Source organism: Methylobacterium brachiatum, assembly GCF_020523825.1.
GTDB lineage: Bacteria > Pseudomonadota > Alphaproteobacteria > Rhizobiales > Beijerinckiaceae > Methylobacterium > Methylobacterium brachiatum.
The window spans coordinates 15,167-36,430 of record NZ_JAJALK010000014.1 but is presented as its reverse complement, the minus strand read 5'-3'; the positions used below and the strand labels follow the sequence as shown (position 1 = coordinate 36,430).

The following is a 21,264-nucleotide window of genomic DNA, read 5'->3' as shown; positions in this document are numbered from 1 at the left end:
GGAACTGGTATTTCGCCGCGCAACCGGTCACCATGGTCCGTCCCGGCCGGTCCGACCGGGACGGGGACGAGGCGTCATGTTCAACCCGCTCGAGATGTTCCAGGCCCAGGGCGAGGCCGGGATCCAGGCAATGGCCCAGCAATTCGGCCTGACCCCCGAGCAGACCGCCCGCGCCTTCGAGGCGCTGATGCCGGCTCTGACCCTCGGTCTCCAGCGCGGCGCCGGCCTCGACCCGAACGCCTTCGCCCGGATGTTCGGCATGCCCGAGGTCGCCCGCGCCGCCGCGCCCCAGGGGCTCGAAGCCCTAACCCAGATGTTCGGCTCCGCCCAGCTGATGCAGGCGGTGCTGCGGCAGGCCTCGGCCACCAGCGGCGTCGGCGCGCAGGTGCTGCGCCAGATGCTGCCGATGATGGCGGGCGCCGTGGTGGCCAGCATCGTCCACGTCATGCTCAACCAGCCCCAGGCCGAGCCCGCCCAGGCCCGGCCGGCGGCGCCCCCGCCCCCCGTGCCGTTCCCGTTCGGCCCCGCCTGGGGCGAGATGGCCAAGGCGTTCATGCCCGGCGCCACCGCGACCCCGGCCCCGCCGCCGAAGCCTGCCCCCAAGGCCGCCTCCAAGACCGCCGGGGAGAAGGCCGGCGAGGCCGGCTCCGCGATGATCGAGCAGATGATGCGCACCGGCGCGGAGGTGCAGGGCCACAACATCCGGGCGATGCAGGAGCTGTTCGAGACCCTCTGGCCGTCCTCGGGCAAGCCCGCGGACCCCGCCCCGCAGAAGCCCGAGCCGAGCCCGCACAAGCCCCGGCGCGGCCGCGGCCCCGAGGGCGGGACCGGTTGACGCACGATCTGGGTCGCCAGGGCCGTTGACCCGGCGCGGCCCGAAGGCATCTCCTGCGGCGACGGAGAGAGCCCGATGACCGACCACCTGACCGCCTGGGACGCCCGCGCAGAGACCGTCGCCGCCAACGGCGTCGCCAAGCGCATGATCCCGGGGGCCGGGGCGAGCCTCGTGCGGGTCGTGGTGCCCGCGGGCGTCTCGGCGGGGCGCCACAGCCATGAGCACGAGCAGTTCGTCCAGGTAATCTCCGGCTCCGGATTCCTCGAGACCGAGCAGGGCCGCACGCCGTTCGCCGCCGGCAGCGTGTTCCATTTCCCCGCCGGGACGTGGCATGCCGCCGCGTTCGAGACCGAGACGGTGCTGGTGGAGACGAATCTCGTCTCCTGACCGCGGGCGACGTTCGCCCGATCCGGACTCAGAGGGACGTGTTTCTGCTGAACTGCGCCTCGAGCCTTGCGATGCTGGCCACCGTGTCGTGGGCATAGCGAATTGCGGCCTCAGCAGTCAGCAGTTTGTCCTCCTGCGGGTCGAAGGCGATCCCGCCCGTTAGCCTGAGACCGGCGGCAATCGCGATCCAGGTACCCGCGCAGGCCGGGAACGTCGCGAAATAGAAGGCGTACGCGCAGGCCCATGGTCCCCCGAAATCCGTTTCGGGGTAGGTCTCCGCCAAGTCGGAGAACGGAATGACCGAGCACTCGAAGCCTGCCTCACGCCCCTGCCATGTGGCGGGAAGGTGACCTGATACGGCTGGCGGAATTTGATCTCCTTCGAGCTTCAAGTCGAATCCTATCGCATCGATGGCGGCCTGCCATTCCGAGATGCTGGAATGGGCTGCGTGCAAAGGGCATAGGCTTCCATGGTCATGCGTGTGCTGCCCCAATAATAAAATTGTAAAACATATGGTTTTTTACGGTGATGCCGCGATCGATATGAAGTTCGATGACAGGAACGCTGCCATCCACGCCGACGGCGTCCCTCAATTCGCCAACTCGTTTTGACGTCAGTCTCGCTCGACCGGTCTTGAGATCCCAGATCGCCCTCATGGGTGCGGCGCTGGTTCTGCCATCGTGGTATATAATATCTGTCCGGACGCTCCCATCCAAACCGTAACGCACGGTATCGCCAGCGCTGAAGCTCTGTTGTACGCCATGCTTCCCGATGCCGAGAAGATCGAGTTCTCGCATGCGCGCCGCAGCCTTGGCGTGGATCTCAATGCCGTAAAGAGCTCCCTGCCCGGGATCGCTGCTCTCGATGACCTCATTCAGAACATCGAGACTCTGATCTGTCTTTGCATCGATTCGCGGATCGCCAGTGTTGTCTTTTTGCGTGACAATGATCGATCCGCCGCCGCCAGACCATCGGCCTTTATCGTTTCTCGGTTGATCCTGCCGGAAGCCAGCTTTTATCTCGAGAATAGCCAGAGCAATGAACGCAAGGCTAACGCGAAGCCCAGCGATGTGATGATTTAAGCTCCAATCTCGATCAGCACGTCACATGGCAGCACGACTCGCTAAAAGTTTGTTCATGTTTTATTCTAGGATTATATTCCTTTTGTCCAGCGATTCGATCGCGTCAGAGGGAGGCTGCCTGCCGGCTCAGGTCGGCCAGCTTGCGCTCACCTGCGGCAAATTATTCTTTGCGCCGATCCAAAATGCCTGTGCTTGGCGGCACGGGCCGGCCCGTGTAGGAATCCCGCTCGAATGCCCGCCCGTGCACGCCGACGAAAGGCCGGGCCCCGCCCCTACCAGAACAGAGGCAGACCATGAGCGCCGGTACCGCCGCCGACAAGCACTTCTCGAACAGCTTCTTTGCCGCCCCGCTGACCGAGGCCGATCCCGAGATCGCCGAGGCGGTGTCGAAGGAACTCGGCCGCCAGCAGCACGAGATCGAGCTGATCGCCTCGGAGAACATCGTCTCCCGCGCCGTGCTGGAAGCTCAAGGGTCGGTGCTGACCAACAAGTACGCCGAGGGCTATCCGGGCCGGCGCTACTACGGCGGCTGCCAGTTCGTGGACATCGCCGAGAACCTCGCCATCGAGCGCGCCAAGCGCCTGTTCGATTGCGGCTTCGCCAACGTGCAGCCGAATTCCGGCTCGCAGGCCAACCAGGGCGTGTTCCTGGCCCTGATGCAGCCCGGCGACACCTTCCTGGGCCTCGACCTCGCGGCCGGCGGCCACCTGACCCACGGCGCCCCGCCCAACGTCTCGGGCAAGTGGTTCAAGCCGGTCTCCTACACCGTGCGCCGGGATGACCAGCGCATCGACATGGAGCAGGTCGCCCAGCTCGCGCAGGAGCACAAGCCGAAGGTGATCATCGCCGGCGGCTCCGGCTACCCGCGTCACTGGGACTTCGCCAAGTTCCGCGAGATCGCCGATTCCGTCGGCGCCTACTTCATGGTCGACGCCGCCCACTTCGCCGGGCTGATCGCGGCCGGCGTGCATCCGTCGCCGTTCCCGCACGCCCACGTGGTCACCACCACGACCCACAAGACCCTGCGCGGCCCGCGCGGCGGCATGATCCTGACGAACGACGAGGCGCTGGCCAAGAAGTTCAACTCGGCGATCTTCCCCGGCCTCCAGGGCGGCCCGCTGATGCACGTCATCGCCGGCAAGGCGGTCGCCTTCGGCGAGGCCCTGAAGCCCGAGTTCAAGATCTACGCCCGCCAGGTGGTGGAGAACGCCAAGGCGCTCGCCGACACCCTGATCTCCGGCGGCTACGACATCACCTCGGGCGGCACCGACAACCACCTGATGCTGGTCGACCTGCAGCGGAAGGGCCTCACCGGCAAGGCCGCCGAGGCCGCCCTGTCGCGGGCCGACATCACCTGCAACAAGAACGGCGTGCCGTTCGACACCCAGAAGCCGACCATCACCTCGGGCATCCGCCTGGGCACCCCGGCCGGCACCTCGCGGGGCTTCGGCGTCGCCGAGTTCAAGCAGATCGGCGGGTTCATCGTCGAGGTGCTGGACGGCATGGTGGCCAAGGGCGAGGCCGGCGATCCGGAGGTCGAGGCCTCGGTGAAGAGCCGCGTCCACGCGCTGACCGACCGGTTCCCGATCTACGGCTGAAGCCTGTGCCCGGCGGCCTTCCGGCCCGCCGGCGCGTAGTCTAGGAAACGGCCGCGGACCAGACCGGTCCGCGGCCGTTTCCATGCGTCGAGTACAGATCCCATGCGGTGTCCCTATTGCGGCGGCTCCGAGACGCAGGTGAAGGATTCCCGGCCCTCCGAGGATGGCGCCGCGATCCGCCGCCGCCGGGTCTGCCCGGATTGCGCCGGCCGCTTCACCACCTTCGAGCGGGTGCAGCTGCGCGAGGTCGTGGTGCTCAAGCGCTCGGGCAAGCGCGTGCCCTTCGACCGGGACAAGCTCCAGCGCTCCATCGACGTGGCCCTGCGCAAGCGCGCCGTCGACCCGGAGCGGATCGAGCGCCTGGTCAGCGGCATCACCCGGCAGCTCGAGAGCGCGGGCGAGCCGGAGGTGACCTCCGAGGCGATCGGTGAGCTGGTGATGGCCGGGCTGAAGGGCCTCGACGACGTCGCCTATGTGCGCTTCGCCTCGGTCTACAAGAATTTCCGGGAGGCCAAGGATTTCGAGGCCCTGCTCGGCACCCTGGGCGACGGCCTGCTGACCGTGGGGGCCGAGCCGGAGCCGCCTCCCGAGGAGCCGGAGCCGGACGCGCCGCCCCGCCGCCGGACCGCCCGCTCATGAGCGACGATGCCAGCTTCATGCGCCTCGCCCTGGCGCTCGGACGCCGCGGGCTCGGCACCACCTGGCCGAACCCATCGGTCGGCGCCGTCGTGGTCGAGCCCGGCACCGGCCGGATCCTCGGGACCGGGGCGACGGCGCCGGGGGGCCGGCCGCACGGGGAGCCCCTGGCGCTCGCCGAGGCCGGCGCGGCAGCTAAAGGCGCGACCCTCTACGTCACCCTGGAGCCGTGCTCCCATCACGGCCGCACGCCCCCCTGCACCGACGCGATCCTGGCGGCCGGCATCGCCCGGGTGGTCAGCGCCGTGGAGGATCCGGATTCGCGGGTGGCCGGGCGGGGCCACGCCCTCCTGCGCCGGGGGGGCGTCACCGTCGAGACCGGCCTGATGGCGGAGGCGGCGGCCCGCGACCATATCGGCCACATCACCCGGGTCGCCCGCGGGCGGCCGGCCGTCCACCTCAAGCTCGCCCGCACCCGCGACGGCTTCTGCGCCAGCGCCGGCCCGGAGCGCCTGCGGATCACCGGCCCGGTGGCCGACGGGGCGGTGCATCTCTGGCGGGCCCATGCCGACGCGATCCTGATCGGCATCGGCACCGCCCGGGCGGACGACCCGTCCCTGACCGTCCGTCTGCCGGGTCTCGGCGCCCGCTCGCCCCTGCGGATCGTGCTCGATTCGCACCTGATGCTCTCGCCGGCCAGCGTGCTCGCCCGGACCGCCCGGGACACCGCCACCCTGGTCCTGACCACCCGCTCCGCCCCGGCCCATGCCCGGCGGGCCCTGGAGGCGCTCGGCGTCGAGATCGCCATCCTGCCGGCGGATGTGGCCGGCCGCGTCGACCTGCCGAATGCGCTGGCCCATCTCGGGGAGCGCGGTTTGACGCGGCTGTGCAGCGAGGGCGGCCCACGCCTTGCCGATGCCCTGGCGCGGGCCGATCTGATCGAGGCCTGCACGCTGGTCACGGGGCCGGCCGAACTCGGGGCCGTGGGCGGCCTGAAGGCGCTGGGCCCGGATTTGACCGCTGCGCTGGCAGACCCGAACAACTTCCGGCTGGCCGAGCGGCTGCAGCTCGGCCCCGACGAGGCCGCCACCTACGAGAAGGTTGTTTAGAGATGTTCACCGGTCTCGTCAGCGACGTCGGCACCATCGTCTCGATCGCGGGCGAGGGCGACCTGCGCCGGATCACGATCCGCACCTCCTACGACCCGGCCACCATCGCGCTCGGCGCTTCGATCGCCTGCTCGGGCCCGTGCCTGACGGCGGTCTCGGTGGAGCCCACCGAGGGCGGCTGCGTCTTCGCGGTGGACGCCGCCGCCGAGACCCTGGCGCGGACCACGGTCGGGCGCTGGGTGGCCGGGGCGCGCATCAACCTGGAGCGGTCCCTGAAGATCGGCGACGAGCTCGGCGGCCACCTCGTCACCGGCCATGTCGACGGCGTCGCCGAGATCCTGGAGCGGGAGAGCGTCACGGCCGGCGCCTGGGGGCCGAGCGACCGCTTCACGCTGCGCGCCCCCGCGGGCCTGTCGCGCTTCATCGCCGAGAAGGGCTCGGTCTGCCTCGACGGCACCTCGCTCACGGTGAACAGCGTCGACGGCGACGTCTTCTCGGTGCTGCTGATCCCCCACACCCTCCAGGTCACCACCTGGGGCGAGCGGCGCGCCGGCGACGGGCTGAACCTCGAGGTCGACCTGATCGCCCGCTACGCCGCCCGGCTCACCGAGGCGCGGCCGAGCGCCTGACCGCGACGCCGGCACATGACGGGGCTGGCTTCATCGTGATTGGCGTCCCCCCAATCCATTCTCCCTCATCCTGAGGCGCCGGAGCGAAGCGAAGGCCTCGAAGGAGGCCTCCAGGGATCGCGCGCCTGGCTAGAGGGCTCCTTCGAGGCTCGCTTCGCTCACACCTCAGGATGCGGGGATGGGTTGGAGAAGCGTCGATCAGGACCGGACCGCCATGTGTGTCCGCTCCGCCGACCACCCTGCTTAGGGAGCGTCATCCGGCTCTAGCGCGGCGGGATCGCGTAGGTGCCGGTGGCGTGGCAGACGAGGTCGGCGCTGCCCGGGGCGGTGATCCCCACCTCCCCCACCGCCAGCCGTCGCCCGAGCTTGAGCAGCCGGCATTCCGCCAGCAGGTCGCCGGGAGCGGGCTTGCGCAGGAAGTTGAAGGTGAGGCTGGCGGTCACCGCGAGCGCCACCGGGCCGATCTGGGCCAGGATCGCCGCGTAGAGCACGTAATCCGCCAGCGCCATCATGGCCGGCCCCGACACGGTACCGCCCGGTCGCAGGAACCGTTCCTGCCCCTCCATCCGCATCCGCGCCGAGAGCGTCCCCACCGCCTCCAGATGAAACGCCCGCCCGCCGGCCTGCATCTGCGGGAATTCCCGGTCGAGGAAGTCGCGCGTTTCGGCGAGGGTGAGGATCGGGGCGCTCATGCCTGGTTGCAGCATGGGTTGGGGGATGGGGCAATCCACCGGTGATCCAATCCACCCCCTCATCCTTCGAGGCCGGCCGATCTTCGATCGCCCGTCACCTCAGGATGAGAGGGCGGGTGGGAAGACGCCCCGAAAACCTCAAAAGAAGATCGGCCGCGCGCTGGTGCTGATCTCGCCCAGCACCGTGCCGGTGGCGGGCTCGATCTCCTTCAGCACCACGTCGTAGCCCCAGAGGTCGGCGAGGTGCTGGAGCACCCGTTTGGCGTCGTCCTTCTGCAGGGTGATCCGGTTGATCGCCTTGTGGTGCAGGATCAGGCGGCGGTCGCCCTCCAGATCCACGTCCACCACCTCGATATCCGGGTCGAGCCAGGCGACATCGTACTGGCGGGCGAAGGAGCGGCGCATCTTGCGGTAGCCGCGCTCGTCGTGGATCGCCTCGACGCGCAGTTCCGGCTCGTCGGGGTCGTCGACCACGTGGAACAGGCGCAGGTCGCGCATCAGCTTGGGCGACAGGAATTGCTGGATGAAGCTCTCGTCGCGGTAATTCGCCCAGCAATCGCGCAGCACCGCCATGGCGTCGCCGGTGCCGGCGATGTCCGGGAACCACTCGCGGTCCTCGGCGGTCGGCTGCTCCACGATCCGGGCGATGTCCTGCATCATCGCGAAGCCGATCGCGTAGGGGTTGTGGCCGCCATAGGAGCGGTCGTCGTAGGTCGGCTGCCGGATGACGTTGGTGTGCGATTGCAGGAACTCGAGATAGGCGGCCTCGGTGATCAGCCCCTTCTCGGACAGGGAATTCATGATCCGGTAGTGGCTGTAGGTCGCGCAGCCCTCGTTCATCACCTTGGTCTGGCGCTGCGGGTAGAAATACTGCGCCACCAGCCGGACGATCCGCAGGATCTCGCGCTGCCAGGGCCGCAGCCGGGGCGCGACCTTTTCGAGGAAATACAGGATGTTCTCCTGCGGCAGTTCGAGCAGGGCCTTGCGCCGCTCGGCGGCCGCGTCGGAGCGCACCGCGCCGGTCTTCTGCGGCAGGGTGCGCCAGAGGTCGTTGTAGATCTGCTCACCGTGCTCGATCCGCTCGCGCTCGCGGCGCTGCTCGGAGGCGAGGTCCGGCCGCTTCTTGCGCGGGTAGCGGTGGACGCCCTGGCTCATCAGCGCGTGGGCGGCGTCGAGCACCTGCTCCACGGCCTGGTGGCCGTAGCGTTCCTCGCAGCGGGCGATGAAACCCTTGGCGAAGTCCAGATAGTCGAGGATGCCCTCGGCATCGGTCCATTGCCGGAACAGGTAGTTGTTCTTGAAGAAGTGGTTGTGGCCGAAGGCGGCGTGCGCGATCACCAGCGTCTGCATCGTCGCCGTGTTCTCCTCCATCACGTAGGAGATGCACGGGTCCGAGTTGATGACGATCTCGTAGGCGAGCCCCATCAGGCCGCGCCGGTAGCCGGCCTCGTGCTGGGCGAAGTGCTTGCCGAACGACCAGTGCTTGTAGAACAGCGGCATGCCGATCGACGCGTAGGCGTCGAGCATCTGCTCGGCCGTGATGATCTCGATCTGGTTCGGATACCAGGACAGCCCGAGTTCCGGCCCGGCGATGCCCTCGCAGGCGTCGTGGATGCGCCGGATCGTGTCGAAATCCCAGTCGTTGCCGGTGAACAGGGGTTTTTGGCCGCCGGAGATTGTCTGGGGCGTCCGTGCCTTGACGAGCGTCATGCGGCCTCCCGTGTCTTCGGACCCTGCCCCGCACCGGCGCGGGACGGGTGGTCTTTCCCCTCGCGGAGGCGAGCGGGTCCACCTGCATCAAGGTGGAGCGCGGGTCCCCTCTCCGGTGCGGGAGAGGGACAGGGTGAGGGGCGTGCCCTTTCCGGATGGACCTGATCCCTCACCCCAGCCCTCTCCCGTGCGGGAGAGGGGGTGCTGCGTCGCGGTCCGGGCGGACCGGTCAGGGTCATGCCCGCGCGTCCCACCTCACGCCTCCGCCTCGGCCCGGGCGTCCTTCCGGCCGAACAGCTCGCGGAACACCGGGTAGATCTCCCGGCGGTGGTTGACCTTGCGCATGGCGATCGGGCCGCCGGCCTTGGCGATGGCCTCGTAGGTCCGCCACAGGGTGGTGCGATGCTCCACGAACCCGGCCCGGGGACCGTTCTCGTCGCCGACCTCGAGATAGGCGAAGTGCTGGCAGGCCGGCAGGATGTGCGCGCGCAGCAGCTCCGTCGAGGTCGGGCCGTCGGAGGAGACGTTGTCGCCGTCCGAGGCCTGGGCGGCGTAGATGTTCCAGTCGTTGGGGTCGTAGCGCTCGGCGATGACCCGCTTCATCTCGACGAGCGCCGAGGAGACCAGGGTGCCGCCGGTCTCCCTTGAGCCGAAGAAGGTCTCCTCGTCCACCTCGGTGGCCCGGTCGGTGTGTCGGATGAACACGATCTCCACGTGCCGGTAGCGCCGGGTCAGGAAGATGTGCAGCAGGATGTAGAACCGCTTGGCGAGATCCTTCATGTGCTCGGTCATCGAGCCGGACACGTCCATCAGGCAGAACATCACCGCCTGGGCGATCGGCCGCGGATAGGGCTCGAACCGGCGGAAGCGCAGGTCGATCGGGTCGACATAGGGGATGCGCTTGGCGCGCTCGCGCAAGCGCAGGAGCGCCTGCTCGACGTCGGGCCGGCCCGGATCCGACTCGCGCATCGCGGCGAGCTGTGCCTCAAGCGTCGCGACCTCCTCGGGCTTCGGACGCTTGAGGGCGATCCGCCGCGACATCGAGTTGCGCAAGGTTCGGGTCAGGGCGAGGTTGGCCGGCGAGCCGGTCACCGTGTAGCCCGCCCGGCGCAGCCCCTCGGTCTCGACCACGGCGAGGCGCCGCTTGGCGAGATCCGGCAATTCGAGATCTTCAAGGAAGAGCTCCAAGAACTCCTCGCGGGTGAGCACGAAGCGGAACGCATCCTCGCTGTTCTCGCCGCCCTCCCCGCCCTCGCCGGAGCCGCGGCCGCCACCGCCGCCCGGGGGCCGCTCGATCGTGTCGCCTTCCACGTAGGTCTTGTTGCCCGGCAGGATGTGGTCCTGCAGGCCGGTGCCGGGCTGGCGGGAGAACCGGGGCTCGCGCACGCCGTCGACGGGCACGCTCACCCGGCCGTCCTTGCCGAGATCCTTGATGTCCTTCTCGCGGGCGGATTCGCGTACGGCGCGCTGGGCCACGTCCTTCACGCGACGCAGGAAGCGCTGCCGGTTGGGGAGGCTCTTGCCCCCTGGATTCAGGCGTCGGTCGACGATGTGCATACGCTGCGAAAACCCTCGTCCCGCGTGCTCCGGCCGGTTCTAGCCTCCCGTTATACCATGCTGTCGTCCGAAAGAGGCTTCCCCCTTTCGCACAGTCTGGTCTAACGCGCCGCTGCCGCATGATGTGTTCGGAAAAGCGGGTTTTCCTTGTCCCACATCATGCTTGCGAGCCTCTCCGGCCGGTCGTCCGAAACTATGGCGGCGGAGGGTCGAAACTGGGCCGCCCGGGCTCGACCCCGGGCGGAGTCTTCGTCCCTCAGCCGGCCTGCTTCACCCGCATGTACCATTCCACCAGGCGGCGGACCTGCCGCTCGGTGTAGCCCCGGGCGACCATGCGCTCGACGAACTCGCCGTGCTTCTTCTCGGTGTCGCCGTCCTTCTTGGAGCCGAAGGAGATCACCGGCAGCAATTCCTCGACCTGGCTGAACATGCGCCGCTCGATGACCTCGCGCAGCTTCTCGTAGCTGGTCCAGCTCGGGTTGCGGCCGCCGTGCTGGGCCCGGGACCGCAGGGCGAACTTGACCACCTCGTTGCGGAAGTCCTTCGGGTTGGCGATCCCGGCGGGCTTCTCGATCTTCGTGAGCTCCTGGTTGAGGAGTTCCCGGTTCAAGAGCTGCCCGGTCTCGGCGTCCTTGAAGTCCTGGTCCTCGATCCACGCATCGGCGTAGTCGATGTAGCGGTCGAACAGGTTCTGGCCGTAATCGTGGTACGATTCGAGATAGGCCTTCTGGATCTCGTGGCCGATGAACTCCGCGTAGCGCGGGGCCAGCTCGGTCTTGATGAATTCCAGGTACTTCTTTTCGGTCTCGGGCGGCAGCTGCTCCCGGCGGAGCGACTGCTCGAGCACGTACATCAGGTGCACCGGGTCGGCCGAGACCTCGGTGGTGTCGTGGTTGAAGGTCGCCGCCAGGACCTTGAAGGCGAAGCGGGTCGAGATCCCGTCCATGCCCTCGTCGACGCCGGCGGTGTCCTTGTATTCCTGCATCGAGCGGGCGCGGGGATCGACCTCGCGCAGCGATTCGCCGTCATAGACCCGCATCTTCGAGAACACGTTGGAATTGGCGTGCTCGCGCAGGCGCGACAGGACCGAGAACCGGGCCAGCATCTCCAGGGTGCCGGGGGCGCAGGCGGCGTCCGACAGCTCCGAGCTGGAGATCAGCTTCTCGTAGATGTGCTGCTCCTCCGTGACCCGGAGGCAGTACGGGACCTTGATCACGTAGATGCGATCGATGAAGGCCTCGTTGTTCTTGTTGGTCTTGAAGGTCTGCCACTCGGATTCGTTCGAGTGGGCCAGGATCACGCCGGTGAACGGGATCGCGCCGATATTCTCGGTTCCGACATAGTTGCCCTCCTGCGTCGCGGTGAGCAGCGGGTGCAGCATCTTGATCGGCGCCTTGAACATCTCGACGAATTCGAGAACGCCCTGGTTCGCCCGGTTGAGGCCGCCCGAGTAGGAATAGGCGTCGGGATCCGCCTGGGAGAGGGTCTCCAGCCGCCGGATATCGACCTTGCCGACCAGCGAGGAGATGTCCTGGTTGTTCTCGTCGCCCGGCTCGGTCTTGGCGATGGCGATCTGCCGCAGCCGCGAGGGCCGGACCTTGATCACCTTGAAGCGCGAGATGTCGCCGTTGAACTCATCGAGGCGCTTGAGCGCCCAGGGGCTCATCAGGCCGGTGAGCCGGCGGCGCGGGATGCCGTAGCGCTTCTGGATCTCCTCGCCCATCGTGTCCGGCTCGAACAGGCCCAGCGGGCTCTCGAACACCGGCGAGACCTCGTCCCCGGCCTTGAGCACGTAGATCGGGTGGACCTCCATCAGCGCCTTCAGGCGCTCGGCAAGCGACGACTTGCCGCCGCCGACCGGGCCGAGCAGGTAGAGGATCTGCTTGCGCTCCTCCAGGCCCTGCGCGGCGTGGCGGAAGAACGAGACGATCCGCTCGATCGTCTCCTCCATGCCGTAGAATTCCCGGAAGGCCGGGTAGGTCCGGATCGTCCGGTTCATGAAGATCCGGCCGAGGCGGGAATCCTTGGCGGTGTCCACGAATTCCGGCTCGCCGATGGCCGCCAGGATGCGCTCGGCGGCCGAGGCGTACATCAGCGGCTCGTCGCGGCAGGCCTCGAGATACTCGGAGAGCGTCATCTCCGTATCGCGGCGGGCCTCGTACCCTCGGGCGAAGCTCTGGAAAAGGTCGTTCGTCGCATGCATCGACATTCGATAACCCTCTCAGACCCTGACAGCTTCATCCTGTCTCGGCTCGGATGCAACCGACAGGCCCGCTTTTGTCGCAGCGCGGCGAACGCGCAGCCGGCCTGTCGATTGCTTGCAACACTCATCTGGCCAAAACCGAGCCTAGACGTGCTCCAACGTTGATTTCAGTCTCCTTCGAGCGAGCATTTTAGGATGAAAAACTATGCACGCGCCAGGGTTTCCTGCCTCTGCTTAGAGATCCGTGCCTTCTTTCTTGGCATCCTCCCCGGATTTTGACCCGGTCGCCCCGACGGTGATCTTGATGTTCTGGGTCTGGACTTGGCCGTCGGCGCCCTTGACCTCGAAGGTCACCTCGTCGGAGCCGGTGAAGCCGTTGTTGGGCTGGTAGAATAGGGCCTGCACCGCGGCCTCCTTGTTGGGGCAGCGGTAGCTCGCCGGCGTCTTCAGCTTGCCGACCTTGGTGATCACCGAACCGTTCTTGGGCGCACCCGAGACCTTGAATTCCGGCATCGGGCCCGGCGTGCAATCCTTCTTGAGATTCGGGGCGATCTCGAGTCGCACGGTCTTGCCGGGCGCCACCGTCTTCGAGCGGGTCACGGTGGTCTGGGCGAAGGCCGGGACCAGCGCCGGACCTGCGAGGATCAGGCCGCTTGCGAGCAGCGTGGCGAGCGGGCGAAGGGCGGTCATGACGGCGTCTCTCCGGTGCCGATCCGGGGTCGGATTCCGGGCTCACGGCCGGGCGCCCCTTCCATCGGTCGAGCAGCATGTGGGGACGCCGGGCACGGCCGTCGAGGGTTTTGGGATCGCTGTCCCGTCCCGGACAGAGCCGGGACGCCGAATGTTTTCCGGAACCGATCCTAGTCCTGCAGCACCGCGGCGACCACGCCGGTGACCCGGGCGATCTGGGCGGCGTCGAACTCCCCGGCGAGGGCCACGGCGAGCCGCGCCTCGACCCGGGCGCGCTCGCCGGCATCGGCGATCGGCACCGGCGGAATCTGGTCCTCGGGCAGGCGGCAGACCCGGCGGATCGTCTCGGCGGCCGCCAGCAGCTTCTCCCGATCCGGGGGGCCCATCTCCCACAGGGGATTGCGCAGGCGGCTGATCACCCGCTTGGCGTCCCGGTACTCCCGGTCGATCGAGGTCGCGGCCTCGATCTGGCTGACGAGGAACATCAGCTCGAGGACTTCGGAGGCCGCATCCGGACAAGAGCGGACGATCCGCATGAGGCGGGCCATCAGCTCCTGGCTGGGCGACAGCTTGGATTTGGGCGCGGCCATGCGGGCGTCAACGCGGGCTCCGGCAGGAAAGTTCGCCCGTTCCGCAAGATGCGTGCACGATGCACGTCACACGGCCTGCGCGAGGCCGCGGCGAGACTCACACGTCCCGGTCGTAGGGCCGGCGCAGGGCATCGAGCAGGGACCGGCAGGCATGCAGATCCTCCAGCACGCCCAGAAGGGCGGCGCGGTCGGGGGTGTCGGCCCGGATCCCGGCATCGAGGCCGCCCTCGACCTCCTGGATTTGAGGCTCGGCGGCCTTGGCCTCGCCGCGGCCCACCGCCTGGACGAAGCGGATGCCGTTCTCCTTGAGCACCCGCTGGGCGCCCGCGATGGTGTAGCGCTGCACGTAGAGGAGCTGCCGGATGCCGGCGACCAGCTCGACATCCTGGGGCCGGTAATAGCGCCGGCCGCCCGCTCGCTTCACCGGGCGGATCTGGCCGAATCGGGTCTCCCAGAACCGCAGGACGTGCTGGGGCACGTCGAGCTCCTCGGAAACCTCGCTGATCGTGCGGAAGGCGCCGGCGCTCTTCTCGCCGATCGGTTCGAGCGGCGTGTCGGCGGCGAGGGCTGGGGGCATGGCTGTCTGACGATCGGCGGGGAGTGGACGATCTTGCCGGCCCGCGCGGCCGGGCTCAAGCCTTACCGGGGGTTGAAAGAATATTGTTTATCGTCTCGGAGCGACAGAAGCCCGATCCTCGCGCCTCCCTCCCTCCTCTACGGGCGACGGAGAGCGCGCCATCGCCGGAGAAACGGCCGCTCAGGCGTCCTCGTCGTGCTTGTCCAGCCCGTTGATCGCCTGGCCGTTGATCTTGGCCTTGAGCACGTTGGAGGGCTTGAACACCATCACCTGGCGGGGCTCGATCGCCACCTCGACGCCGGTCTTGGGGTTGCGGCCGACGCGCTTGCCCTTGCTGCGCACCACGAAGGAGCCGAACGAGGACAGCTTGACCGTCTCGCCAGCGGCCAGGCAGGCGCAGATCTCCGACAGCACGGTCTCGACCAGCGCGGCGGATTCGGTCCGCGACAGGCCCACCTGGTGGTAGACGGCCTCGCTCAAGTCGGCGCGCGTCACCGTCTTGCCTGCCATGCCGTGTCCCCTCGCCCGCTCTTCTCTTCCGGCAGCCCACAGGGGCGGCGAACCTCGCCGCACCGTCAGCTGAAGGTGTATCCCTATGATCCGGCACGCTAATCGGCGCCCGCCGCCCGGTCAACCGCGGGGAGGCGTGGAATCGCTCCAGCCGCTCACCAGCGGATCAGCGCCGCGCCCCAGCTGAACCCGCCGCCGATCGCCTCGATCATCACGAGGTCGCCGGGCTGGATCCGGCCGTCCCGCCGGGCGACGTCGAGGGCCAGCGGAATCGAGGCCGCCGAGGTGTTGCCGTGGCGGTCCACGGTCAGCACGATCTTCTCCCGGGCGATGCCGAGCTTGTCGGCCGAGGCCTCGATGATCCGGCGGTTGGCCTGGTGGGGCACGAACCAGTCGAGGTCCTCCGCGGTCAGGCCGGCCTGCGCGAAGGCGGCGGCGATCACGTCGGTGACCTGCCCGACCGCGAAGCGAAACACCTCGCGCCCCTCCATGCGTAGCCGCCCGGTGGTGCCGGTGGAGCCCGGCCCGCCATCGACGTAGAGCTTGTCCCGGTGCCGCCCGTCCGAGCGCAGGCTGGCGCAGAGCACGCCCCGGTCGCCCGCATCGGCGCGCGCCTCCAGCACAACCGCGCCGGCGCCGTCGCCGAACAGCACGCAGGTGGTGCGGTCCTCCCAGTCGACGATGCGCGAGAAGGTCTCGGCGCCGATCACCAGGGCCCGGCGGGCCGAGCCGGTGGTCAGGAACTTGTCGGCGGTGGAGACCGCGAACACGAAGCCGGCGCAGACCGCCTGCAGGTCGAAGGCCGCCCCGTGATGGATGCCGAGCGCCGCCTGGATCTGGGTCGCGGTGGCCGGGAAGGTGTGGTCGGGGGTCGAGGTCGCGCAGATGACGAGGTCGATGTCGTCGGCGGTCAGGCCGGCATCGTCGAGGGCGGCCTGGGCGGCCCGGGCGCCGAGGACCGAGGTGGTCTCGCCCGCATCGGCGATGTGGCGCTGGCGGATGCCGGTGCGCTGGACGATCCACTCGTCCGAGGTGTCGACCCGCTCGGTCAGGGCGGCGTTGGTCACCACCTGCGCGGGCAGGCTCGACCCGGTTCCGACCACCACCGAGCGCAGCGCCTGCGGAGAATCTGTGCGGAGGGCTGACATCGCTTTCCTTCCCGGACGGTGGGCTTGGACATTCCCGCCGGCCGTCAACGCCTTGACCATGTTACGCGAATCGCCCTCCCCTCGCGGATCTGGGAGGCATACGCGGTCGTGTTTTGTTTGAACGCCCCAGACCGGATGGCGGGTCCGCCCCTGTGTCAGTCGGTTTGCGGTCGGATCACCCGACCGACGATCCCATCCGTCATTGCGAGCGCAGCGAAGCAATTTAGGGATACGTCCCCTTCGGGGATCGCCCGCTGCACCGGGTTGCTTCGCTGCGCTCGCAATGACGGGGACGGCGCTACGCGTCTCTTGAACGGAAGCTTCGTCAGGTGCGCTCGAAGAAGGCCCGTTTCCATCTCGTACTTCTGCGGACGCTCAAGCCGGCGCTAGGACCGCCGTCTGGTCGAGCATCTCGCGGATCGTGCGGATCATGTCCTGGCGGGCCATGTCGTGGGCCAGGTCGATCGCCGCGGCGAAGCCCTGCGCGTTCTCCGAGCCGTGGCTCTTGATCACGATGCCCTCCAGCCCGAGGAACACGCCGCCATTGGCGCGGCTCGGATTCATCTTGTCCTTCAGGGCCTTGAACGCCTGGCGGGCGAACAGCGCGCCGATCTTGGCCGCGAGCGTCCGGGTCATGGCCGAGCGCAGATAGCTGCCGATCTGCTTGGCCGTGCCCTCGGCGGTCTTGAGCGCGATGTTTCCCGTGAAACCTTCCGTGACGACCACGTCGACGGTGCCGCGCCCGAGATCCGTGCCCTCGACGAAGCCGTGATAGGTCAGACCCGGGCTGTCCATCTCGCGCAGCAGCCGCGCGGCTTCCTTGACCGCCTCGTTGCCCTTCATCTCCTCGGTGCCGACGTTGAGCAGGCCGACCGTCGGCTTGTCGAGGTCGAACACGATGCGGGCCATGGCCGAGCCCATCACGGCCATCTCGACGAGGTGCTCCGCGTCGGTGCCGATGGTGGCGCCGACATCGAGCACGACGCTCTCGCCGCGCACGGTCGGCCACAGGCAGGCGATGGCCGGGCGCTCGATACCCGACATGGTCTTCAGGCAGATCTTCGACATCGCCATGAGCGCGCCGGTGTTGCCGGCCGACACGCAGGCATCGGCCTGCCCGTCGCGCACCGCCTGGATCGCCTGCCACATCGAGGACTTGCCCCGGCCCTGGCGCACCGCCTGGCTGGGCTTGTCGTCCATGGCGACGGCCACGCTCGTATGGCGGATCTCGACGCAATCCTTCAGCCGCGGCTCCTTGGCGACCAGCGGGGCAATCACCGCCTCGTCGCCGAACAGCAGGAAGGTCATGCCGGGATGGCGCTCACGGGCCAGCGCGGCGCCGGGCACGACGGTCGAGGGCCCGTGGTCGCCGCCCATGGCGTCGAGCGAGATGCACACGCGTTGGGACATGTCTTTGCGGGTCGCGGTCTCGGCAGGGGGAACGGCGGCGGAACGGACGAGAGCCGCCCGCCAAGCGCGGCGGACCATAGCGATACCGGCCCGCCGGGCAAATGAAATCGGGCCGGTCGGGTCGGGCAATTGTTTCGGGGCGGGCGGGGCTGGAGCTTTGCGGGGGGATCCGGCCCCGGCGCGCCCCTCCACTCCCCTTATCCTGAGGCGCCCGCGCAGCGGGTCACCAGATGGCTATGGAGTCCCCGGACGGCTTCTTCGCGGCCTCCGCTACGCTCCGGCTTCTCAGAATGAGTCGGCGGATGGGACGTCCGGAATCCTATCGGCTTTCCAGACCGGCGTATCAGCCAGTCGGCCTTCGATATCACTCTATCGCATGGCGCGCTCGCCCTCGGCGTCTCCGATCCGCCGAGTCTCACCCGCCCATAGTTCCAAAACCTCGAGGATGATCCCACCCCCTTGAGACGTGCGCTCGCGCACGGACCGCGCCCCGGTGCTGCGCTGCACCCTGGCATCACCGCGCCGCGACGCCACCTCGGCGTCTGACTGACGGGCGGCGCCGCCGCACCAGCACGAGGTTTCCATGCCGTCCCTGCTAGACCCGATCCGCATCGGCGCCATCGAGGCGAAGAACCGGATCTTCATGGCCCCGCTCACCCGCGGCCGCGCCACCCGTGAGCATGTCCCGACCGCGCTCATGGTCGAATATTACGCCCAGCGCGCCGGCGCCGGCCTGATCCTCACCGAGGCCACCGGCATCTCCCAGGAAGGCCTGGGCTGGCCCTACGCGCCGGGCATCTGGTCCGACCAACAGGTCGATGCCTGGCGGCCGATCGTGAAGGCCGTGCACGATCGCGGCGGCAAGATCGTCTGCCAGATCTGGCATATGGGCCGCCTGGTCCATCCGGACTTCCTGGGGGGCGCCAAGCCGGTCTCGGCCTCGGCCACCACGGCCCCGGACCAGGCCCACACCTATTCCGGCAAGAAGCCCTATGCCGAGGCGCGGGCCCTGGAGGTCGCCGAGATCCCGCGGCTGCTCGCCGATTACGAGCGGGCCACCGCCAACGCCATCGCGGCCGGGTTCGACGGGGTGCAGATCCACGCCGCGAACGGCTACCTGATCGACGAGTTCCTGCGCGACGGCACCAACCACCGCACCGATCAGTATGGCGGATCCATCGCGAATCGCGTGCGGCTGCTGCGCGAGGTGACCGAGGCGGTCGCGGGCGTCGCCGGGCCGGAACGTACCGGCGTGCGTCTGTCGCCCAACGGCGAAATCCAGGGCTGCAACGATTCGGATCCGGAGCCCCTGTTCGTGGCCGCCGCCCAGGCGCTGGCCGACAGCGGCATCGCCTTCCTGGAGATGCGCGAGCCCGGCCCGGACGGGACCTTCGGTAAGGCCGACCACCCGCCGATCGCCCCGGCGATGCGCAAGGTGTTCCGCAACCCGATGATCCTCAACGCCGATTACGACGGGATCAGCGGCCAGAAGGTGCTGGATGCCGGCGAGGCCGACGCGATCGCGTTCGGCCGGACCTATATCGCCAACCCGGACCTGGTCGAGCGCATCGCCAAGGGCGCGCCGCTCGCCAAGGACGAGGCCGCGACCTGGTACAGCCAGGGACCGAAGGGCTACACCGACTATCCGACCCTGGACGAAGCCCGGGCGGCCTGATCCGGGTCGACGTGGTACCGGAGCCCGCGCGACGGGGTCCGGTACCGCGGTGGTCGCGGAGCGATGGTTTTCGAGGACGCGTCCTGCGCCGCCGTCGCCTCTCTGGCGCGCAGGGACGGGAGCGGCCGCCACCTATGTCCCGGCGCGCCGGTGCTCGCAGTGTTTCACGCGCGCCGGCCCGATCCGGTCCGATGCGCCGGTCTCGACGTCGGATTACGCTGCCCTGCGCCCCGGAAACGGGACCGTGAAAACCTTAATCTGCGGCGATGCCTATGCAGCCGCCTGTCACGCGCCTATTTGAGCGCGAGACCATGGATGCGCCGCCCCCCAATACACGCGCGGATTTCGAACCGACCGACCGGCGCTGGAGCAGAGCGGACCGGCTCGCGGAACTGCACGACCTCGCCATCCTCGATAGCGAGCCCGAGCCGCTCTACGACGACCTTGTCCGGATCGCCGCCCATGTCTGCCGGGCGCCGGTGGCCCTGGTCAGCCTGGTCGATGCCGAGCGGCAATGGTTCAAGTCGGAATTCGGCCTGGGCAAGCGCGAGCTGCCGATCGACTGCTCGGTCTGCGCCCACACGATCGAGGCCGGCGAAAGCCTGATCATCCCGGATCTCGCCGACGACCCGCGGACCATCGACAACCCGCTGGTGACCGGGGGCCCGGGCTTCCGCTTCTACGCCGGGGCGGTGATCCGGGGCACGCAGGGCATCCCGCTCGGGGCGCTCTGCGTCCTCGACCGGACGCCGCGGCCCGAGGGGCTCGACGCGGCCCAGACCGCGACCCTGACCGCCCTGGCCCGCCAGATCTCGACCCTGCTGGAATACCGGCGGACCCACGCCCAGGTCGCCGCCCGGGAGGCCGAGCTCGCCGCCAGCGAGCGCCGCTTCCGGGTCATGACCGCGGCGATGCCCCAGATGGTCTGGACCACCCTGCCGGACGGGTTCCACGACTATTACAACGACCGCTGGTACGAGTTCACCGGCATGCCCTACGGCTCGACCGACGGCGAGGGCTGGAACGACGTGTTCCACCCGGACGACCAGGAGCGGGCCTGGACGCGCTGGCGCCACTCGCTGGAGACCGGCGAGCCCTACGAGATCGAGTACCGCCTGCGCCATCGCGACGGCGCCTACCGGTGGACGCTGGGCCGGGCCATGCCGATCCGCGACGCGGAGGGGCGGATCGAGCGCTGGTTCGGCACCTGCACCGATATCGACGACCTGAAGCGGGCCGAGGCCGAGGCGCGCAAGCTCGCCGCCATCGTGGAGGCCTCCAAGGATTTCATCGGCCTCTACACGCTGGGCGGCGCCGTCACGCATCTCAACGAGGCCGCCCTGGCGCTGGTCGGGCTGCCCGACCTCGCCGCCGCCCGCCGGCACCGGATGGAGGATTTCTTCTCCCCGGAGAGCCGCCGGGTCCTGGCCGAGACCGTGCTGCCGGCGGTGCAGCAGAAAGGCTACTGGGAGGGCGAGCTCGCGTTCCGGCATTTCGGCACGGGCGAGGCGGTCGCGGTCCTGTACAACATCTTCCCGGTGCGCGATCCGACCGGCGCCGAGATCGGCTACGCCACCGTCACCCGGGATTTGCGCGAGGCCAAGCGCGCCGAGGAGGCTCGCGACCTGCTGATCCGCGAACTGTCGCACCGGATCAAGAACATCTTCGCCGTGGTCGGCGGCCTGGCGGCGCTCACCGCTCGCAGCGATCCGGCGGCCAAGCCGTTCGCCTCCGCCTTCCGGGAGCGGCTCGGCGCCCTGGCCCGGGCCCACGAATATGTCCGCCCGCATTCCCCCGACAGCGCCCCCGAGGTCGCGGGCCAGACCGTGCTCGGGCTGATGCGCCTGATCATGGCCGCCTACGAGGAGGGCGGCCGGGCCCGGGTGGCGATCTCCGGCGACGATGCCGAGATCGGCGAGCGCACCGCCACCGCGCTCGCGCTGATCATGCACGAGCAGGCCACCAACGCGATGAAGTATGGCGGGCTCTCCACCAAGGAGGGCGGCGTCAGCTTGAGCGGGCTGCGCGACGGCGAGCGCTACACTCTCACCTGGGCCGAGGCCGGCGGGCCCCCGGTGACGGGAAGACCCTCCCGCCAGGGATTCGGCACCGTGCTGGCCGAGCGCAGCGTCGCCGGCCAGCTCGACGGCGTGCTGGAGCACGATTGGGCCCCGGAGGGCCTGCTGATGCGGCTCAGCATGCCGCTGGCGAATCTCCGCCACTGAC

The 21,264-nt window shown here is 68.9% G+C and carries 20 protein-coding genes; 9 read left to right on the top strand and 11 right to left on the bottom strand.

The annotated features are described in order from the left end of the window. Positions 1 to 76: 76 nt before the first annotated feature. Complete coding sequence (locus tag LGR69_RS24510) at positions 77 to 835, top strand: DUF937 domain-containing protein (RefSeq protein ID WP_230367642.1); 759 nt, start codon at positions 77 to 79, stop codon at positions 833 to 835. Positions 836 to 910: 75 nt separating this feature from the next. Continuing rightward, positions 911 to 1,222, top strand: coding sequence for a cupin domain-containing protein (locus LGR69_RS24505; RefSeq protein ID WP_230367641.1), 312 nt, complete (start codon positions 911 to 913; stop codon positions 1,220 to 1,222). Between the two features lie 28 nt (positions 1,223 to 1,250). Here LGR69_RS24505 and LGR69_RS24500 read toward each other — a convergent pair whose 3' ends face one another. Then, complete coding sequence (locus tag LGR69_RS24500; RefSeq protein WP_230367640.1) at positions 1,251 to 1,613, bottom strand: hypothetical protein; 363 nt, start codon at positions 1,611 to 1,613, stop codon at positions 1,251 to 1,253. 361 nt (positions 1,614 to 1,974) lie between these two features. Between LGR69_RS24500 and LGR69_RS24495 the strand changes: the two genes are divergently transcribed. From LGR69_RS24495 to LGR69_RS24475, 5 genes are all read left to right on the top strand, one after another. Next, complete coding sequence (locus tag LGR69_RS24495) at positions 1,975 to 2,304, top strand: hypothetical protein (protein ID WP_230367639.1); 330 nt, start codon at positions 1,975 to 1,977, stop codon at positions 2,302 to 2,304. Positions 2,305 to 2,597: 293 nt separating this feature from the next. Then, entirely contained in the window at positions 2,598 to 3,902 is a 1,305-nt protein-coding gene (gene glyA / locus LGR69_RS24490) for a serine hydroxymethyltransferase (RefSeq protein WP_007560429.1), read from the top strand. A 102-nt stretch (positions 3,903 to 4,004) separates the two neighbouring features. Further along, positions 4,005 to 4,541: a transcriptional regulator NrdR gene (gene nrdR / locus LGR69_RS24485; RefSeq protein ID WP_007560431.1), complete on the top strand. Its 537-nt coding sequence runs from the start codon at positions 4,005 to 4,007 to the stop codon at positions 4,539 to 4,541. Then, on the top strand, positions 4,538 to 5,647 hold the full coding sequence (ribD, locus tag LGR69_RS24480; protein ID WP_230367638.1) for a bifunctional diaminohydroxyphosphoribosylaminopyrimidine deaminase/5-amino-6-(5-phosphoribosylamino)uracil reductase RibD: 1,110 nt from the start codon (positions 4,538 to 4,540) through the stop codon (positions 5,645 to 5,647). The genes nrdR and ribD overlap by 4 nt, the downstream gene beginning before the upstream one ends. A gap of 2 nt (positions 5,648 to 5,649) precedes the next feature. Next, on the top strand, positions 5,650 to 6,276 hold the full coding sequence (locus LGR69_RS24475; protein ID WP_230367637.1) for a riboflavin synthase: 627 nt from the start codon (positions 5,650 to 5,652) through the stop codon (positions 6,274 to 6,276). A 263-nt stretch (positions 6,277 to 6,539) separates the two neighbouring features. Here the strand turns inward: LGR69_RS24475 and LGR69_RS24470 are convergent, their stop codons facing one another. The 10 genes from LGR69_RS24470 to plsX form a co-directional block, all read right to left on the bottom strand. Continuing rightward, entirely contained in the window at positions 6,540 to 6,968 is a 429-nt protein-coding gene (locus LGR69_RS24470) for a PaaI family thioesterase (RefSeq protein WP_230367636.1), read from the bottom strand. A gap of 138 nt (positions 6,969 to 7,106) precedes the next feature. Continuing rightward, entirely contained in the window at positions 7,107 to 8,678 is a 1,572-nt protein-coding gene (locus tag LGR69_RS24465; protein WP_230367635.1) for a SpoVR family protein, read from the bottom strand. A gap of 255 nt (positions 8,679 to 8,933) precedes the next feature. Continuing rightward, positions 8,934 to 10,235: a YeaH/YhbH family protein gene (locus LGR69_RS24460; protein WP_230367634.1), complete on the bottom strand. Its 1,302-nt coding sequence runs from the start codon at positions 10,233 to 10,235 to the stop codon at positions 8,934 to 8,936. A gap of 256 nt (positions 10,236 to 10,491) precedes the next feature. Next, positions 10,492 to 12,444: a PrkA family serine protein kinase gene (locus tag LGR69_RS24455; protein ID WP_007564175.1), complete on the bottom strand. Its 1,953-nt coding sequence runs from the start codon at positions 12,442 to 12,444 to the stop codon at positions 10,492 to 10,494. Between the two features lie 228 nt (positions 12,445 to 12,672). Continuing rightward, on the bottom strand, positions 12,673 to 13,128 hold the full coding sequence (locus tag LGR69_RS24450) for an Ig-like domain-containing protein (RefSeq protein WP_007564177.1): 456 nt from the start codon (positions 13,126 to 13,128) through the stop codon (positions 12,673 to 12,675). 170 nt (positions 13,129 to 13,298) lie between these two features. Next, complete coding sequence (locus tag LGR69_RS24445; protein WP_007564179.1) at positions 13,299 to 13,718, bottom strand: hypothetical protein; 420 nt, start codon at positions 13,716 to 13,718, stop codon at positions 13,299 to 13,301. A gap of 97 nt (positions 13,719 to 13,815) precedes the next feature. Continuing rightward, the gene (locus LGR69_RS24440; RefSeq protein ID WP_007564181.1) at positions 13,816 to 14,295 is read right to left on the bottom strand and encodes a MerR family transcriptional regulator; all 480 of its coding nucleotides are present in this window, start codon (positions 14,293 to 14,295) and stop codon (positions 13,816 to 13,818) included. A 180-nt stretch (positions 14,296 to 14,475) separates the two neighbouring features. Beyond that, positions 14,476 to 14,847 carry an integration host factor subunit alpha gene (locus LGR69_RS24435; RefSeq protein ID WP_328505091.1) on the bottom strand — a complete coding sequence of 124 codons (372 nt, stop codon included), beginning with the start codon at positions 14,845 to 14,847 and terminating at the stop codon, positions 14,476 to 14,478. Positions 14,848 to 14,960: 113 nt separating this feature from the next. Further along, on the bottom strand, positions 14,961 to 15,953 hold the full coding sequence (locus LGR69_RS24430) for a beta-ketoacyl-ACP synthase III (protein ID WP_230367633.1): 993 nt from the start codon (positions 15,951 to 15,953) through the stop codon (positions 14,961 to 14,963). A gap of 375 nt (positions 15,954 to 16,328) precedes the next feature. Further along, positions 16,329 to 17,363: a phosphate acyltransferase PlsX gene (gene plsX / locus LGR69_RS24425; RefSeq protein ID WP_007564188.1), complete on the bottom strand. Its 1,035-nt coding sequence runs from the start codon at positions 17,361 to 17,363 to the stop codon at positions 16,329 to 16,331. 583 nt (positions 17,364 to 17,946) lie between these two features. Here plsX and LGR69_RS24420 point away from each other — a divergent pair. Both LGR69_RS24420 and LGR69_RS24415 read left to right on the top strand, forming a co-directional pair. Next, the gene (locus tag LGR69_RS24420; protein ID WP_230367632.1) at positions 17,947 to 19,038 is read left to right on the top strand and encodes an alkene reductase; all 1,092 of its coding nucleotides are present in this window, start codon (positions 17,947 to 17,949) and stop codon (positions 19,036 to 19,038) included. A 311-nt stretch (positions 19,039 to 19,349) separates the two neighbouring features. After that, entirely contained in the window at positions 19,350 to 21,263 is a 1,914-nt protein-coding gene (locus tag LGR69_RS24415; protein WP_230367709.1) for a PAS domain S-box protein, read from the top strand. Position 21,264: the final 1 nt, after the last annotated feature.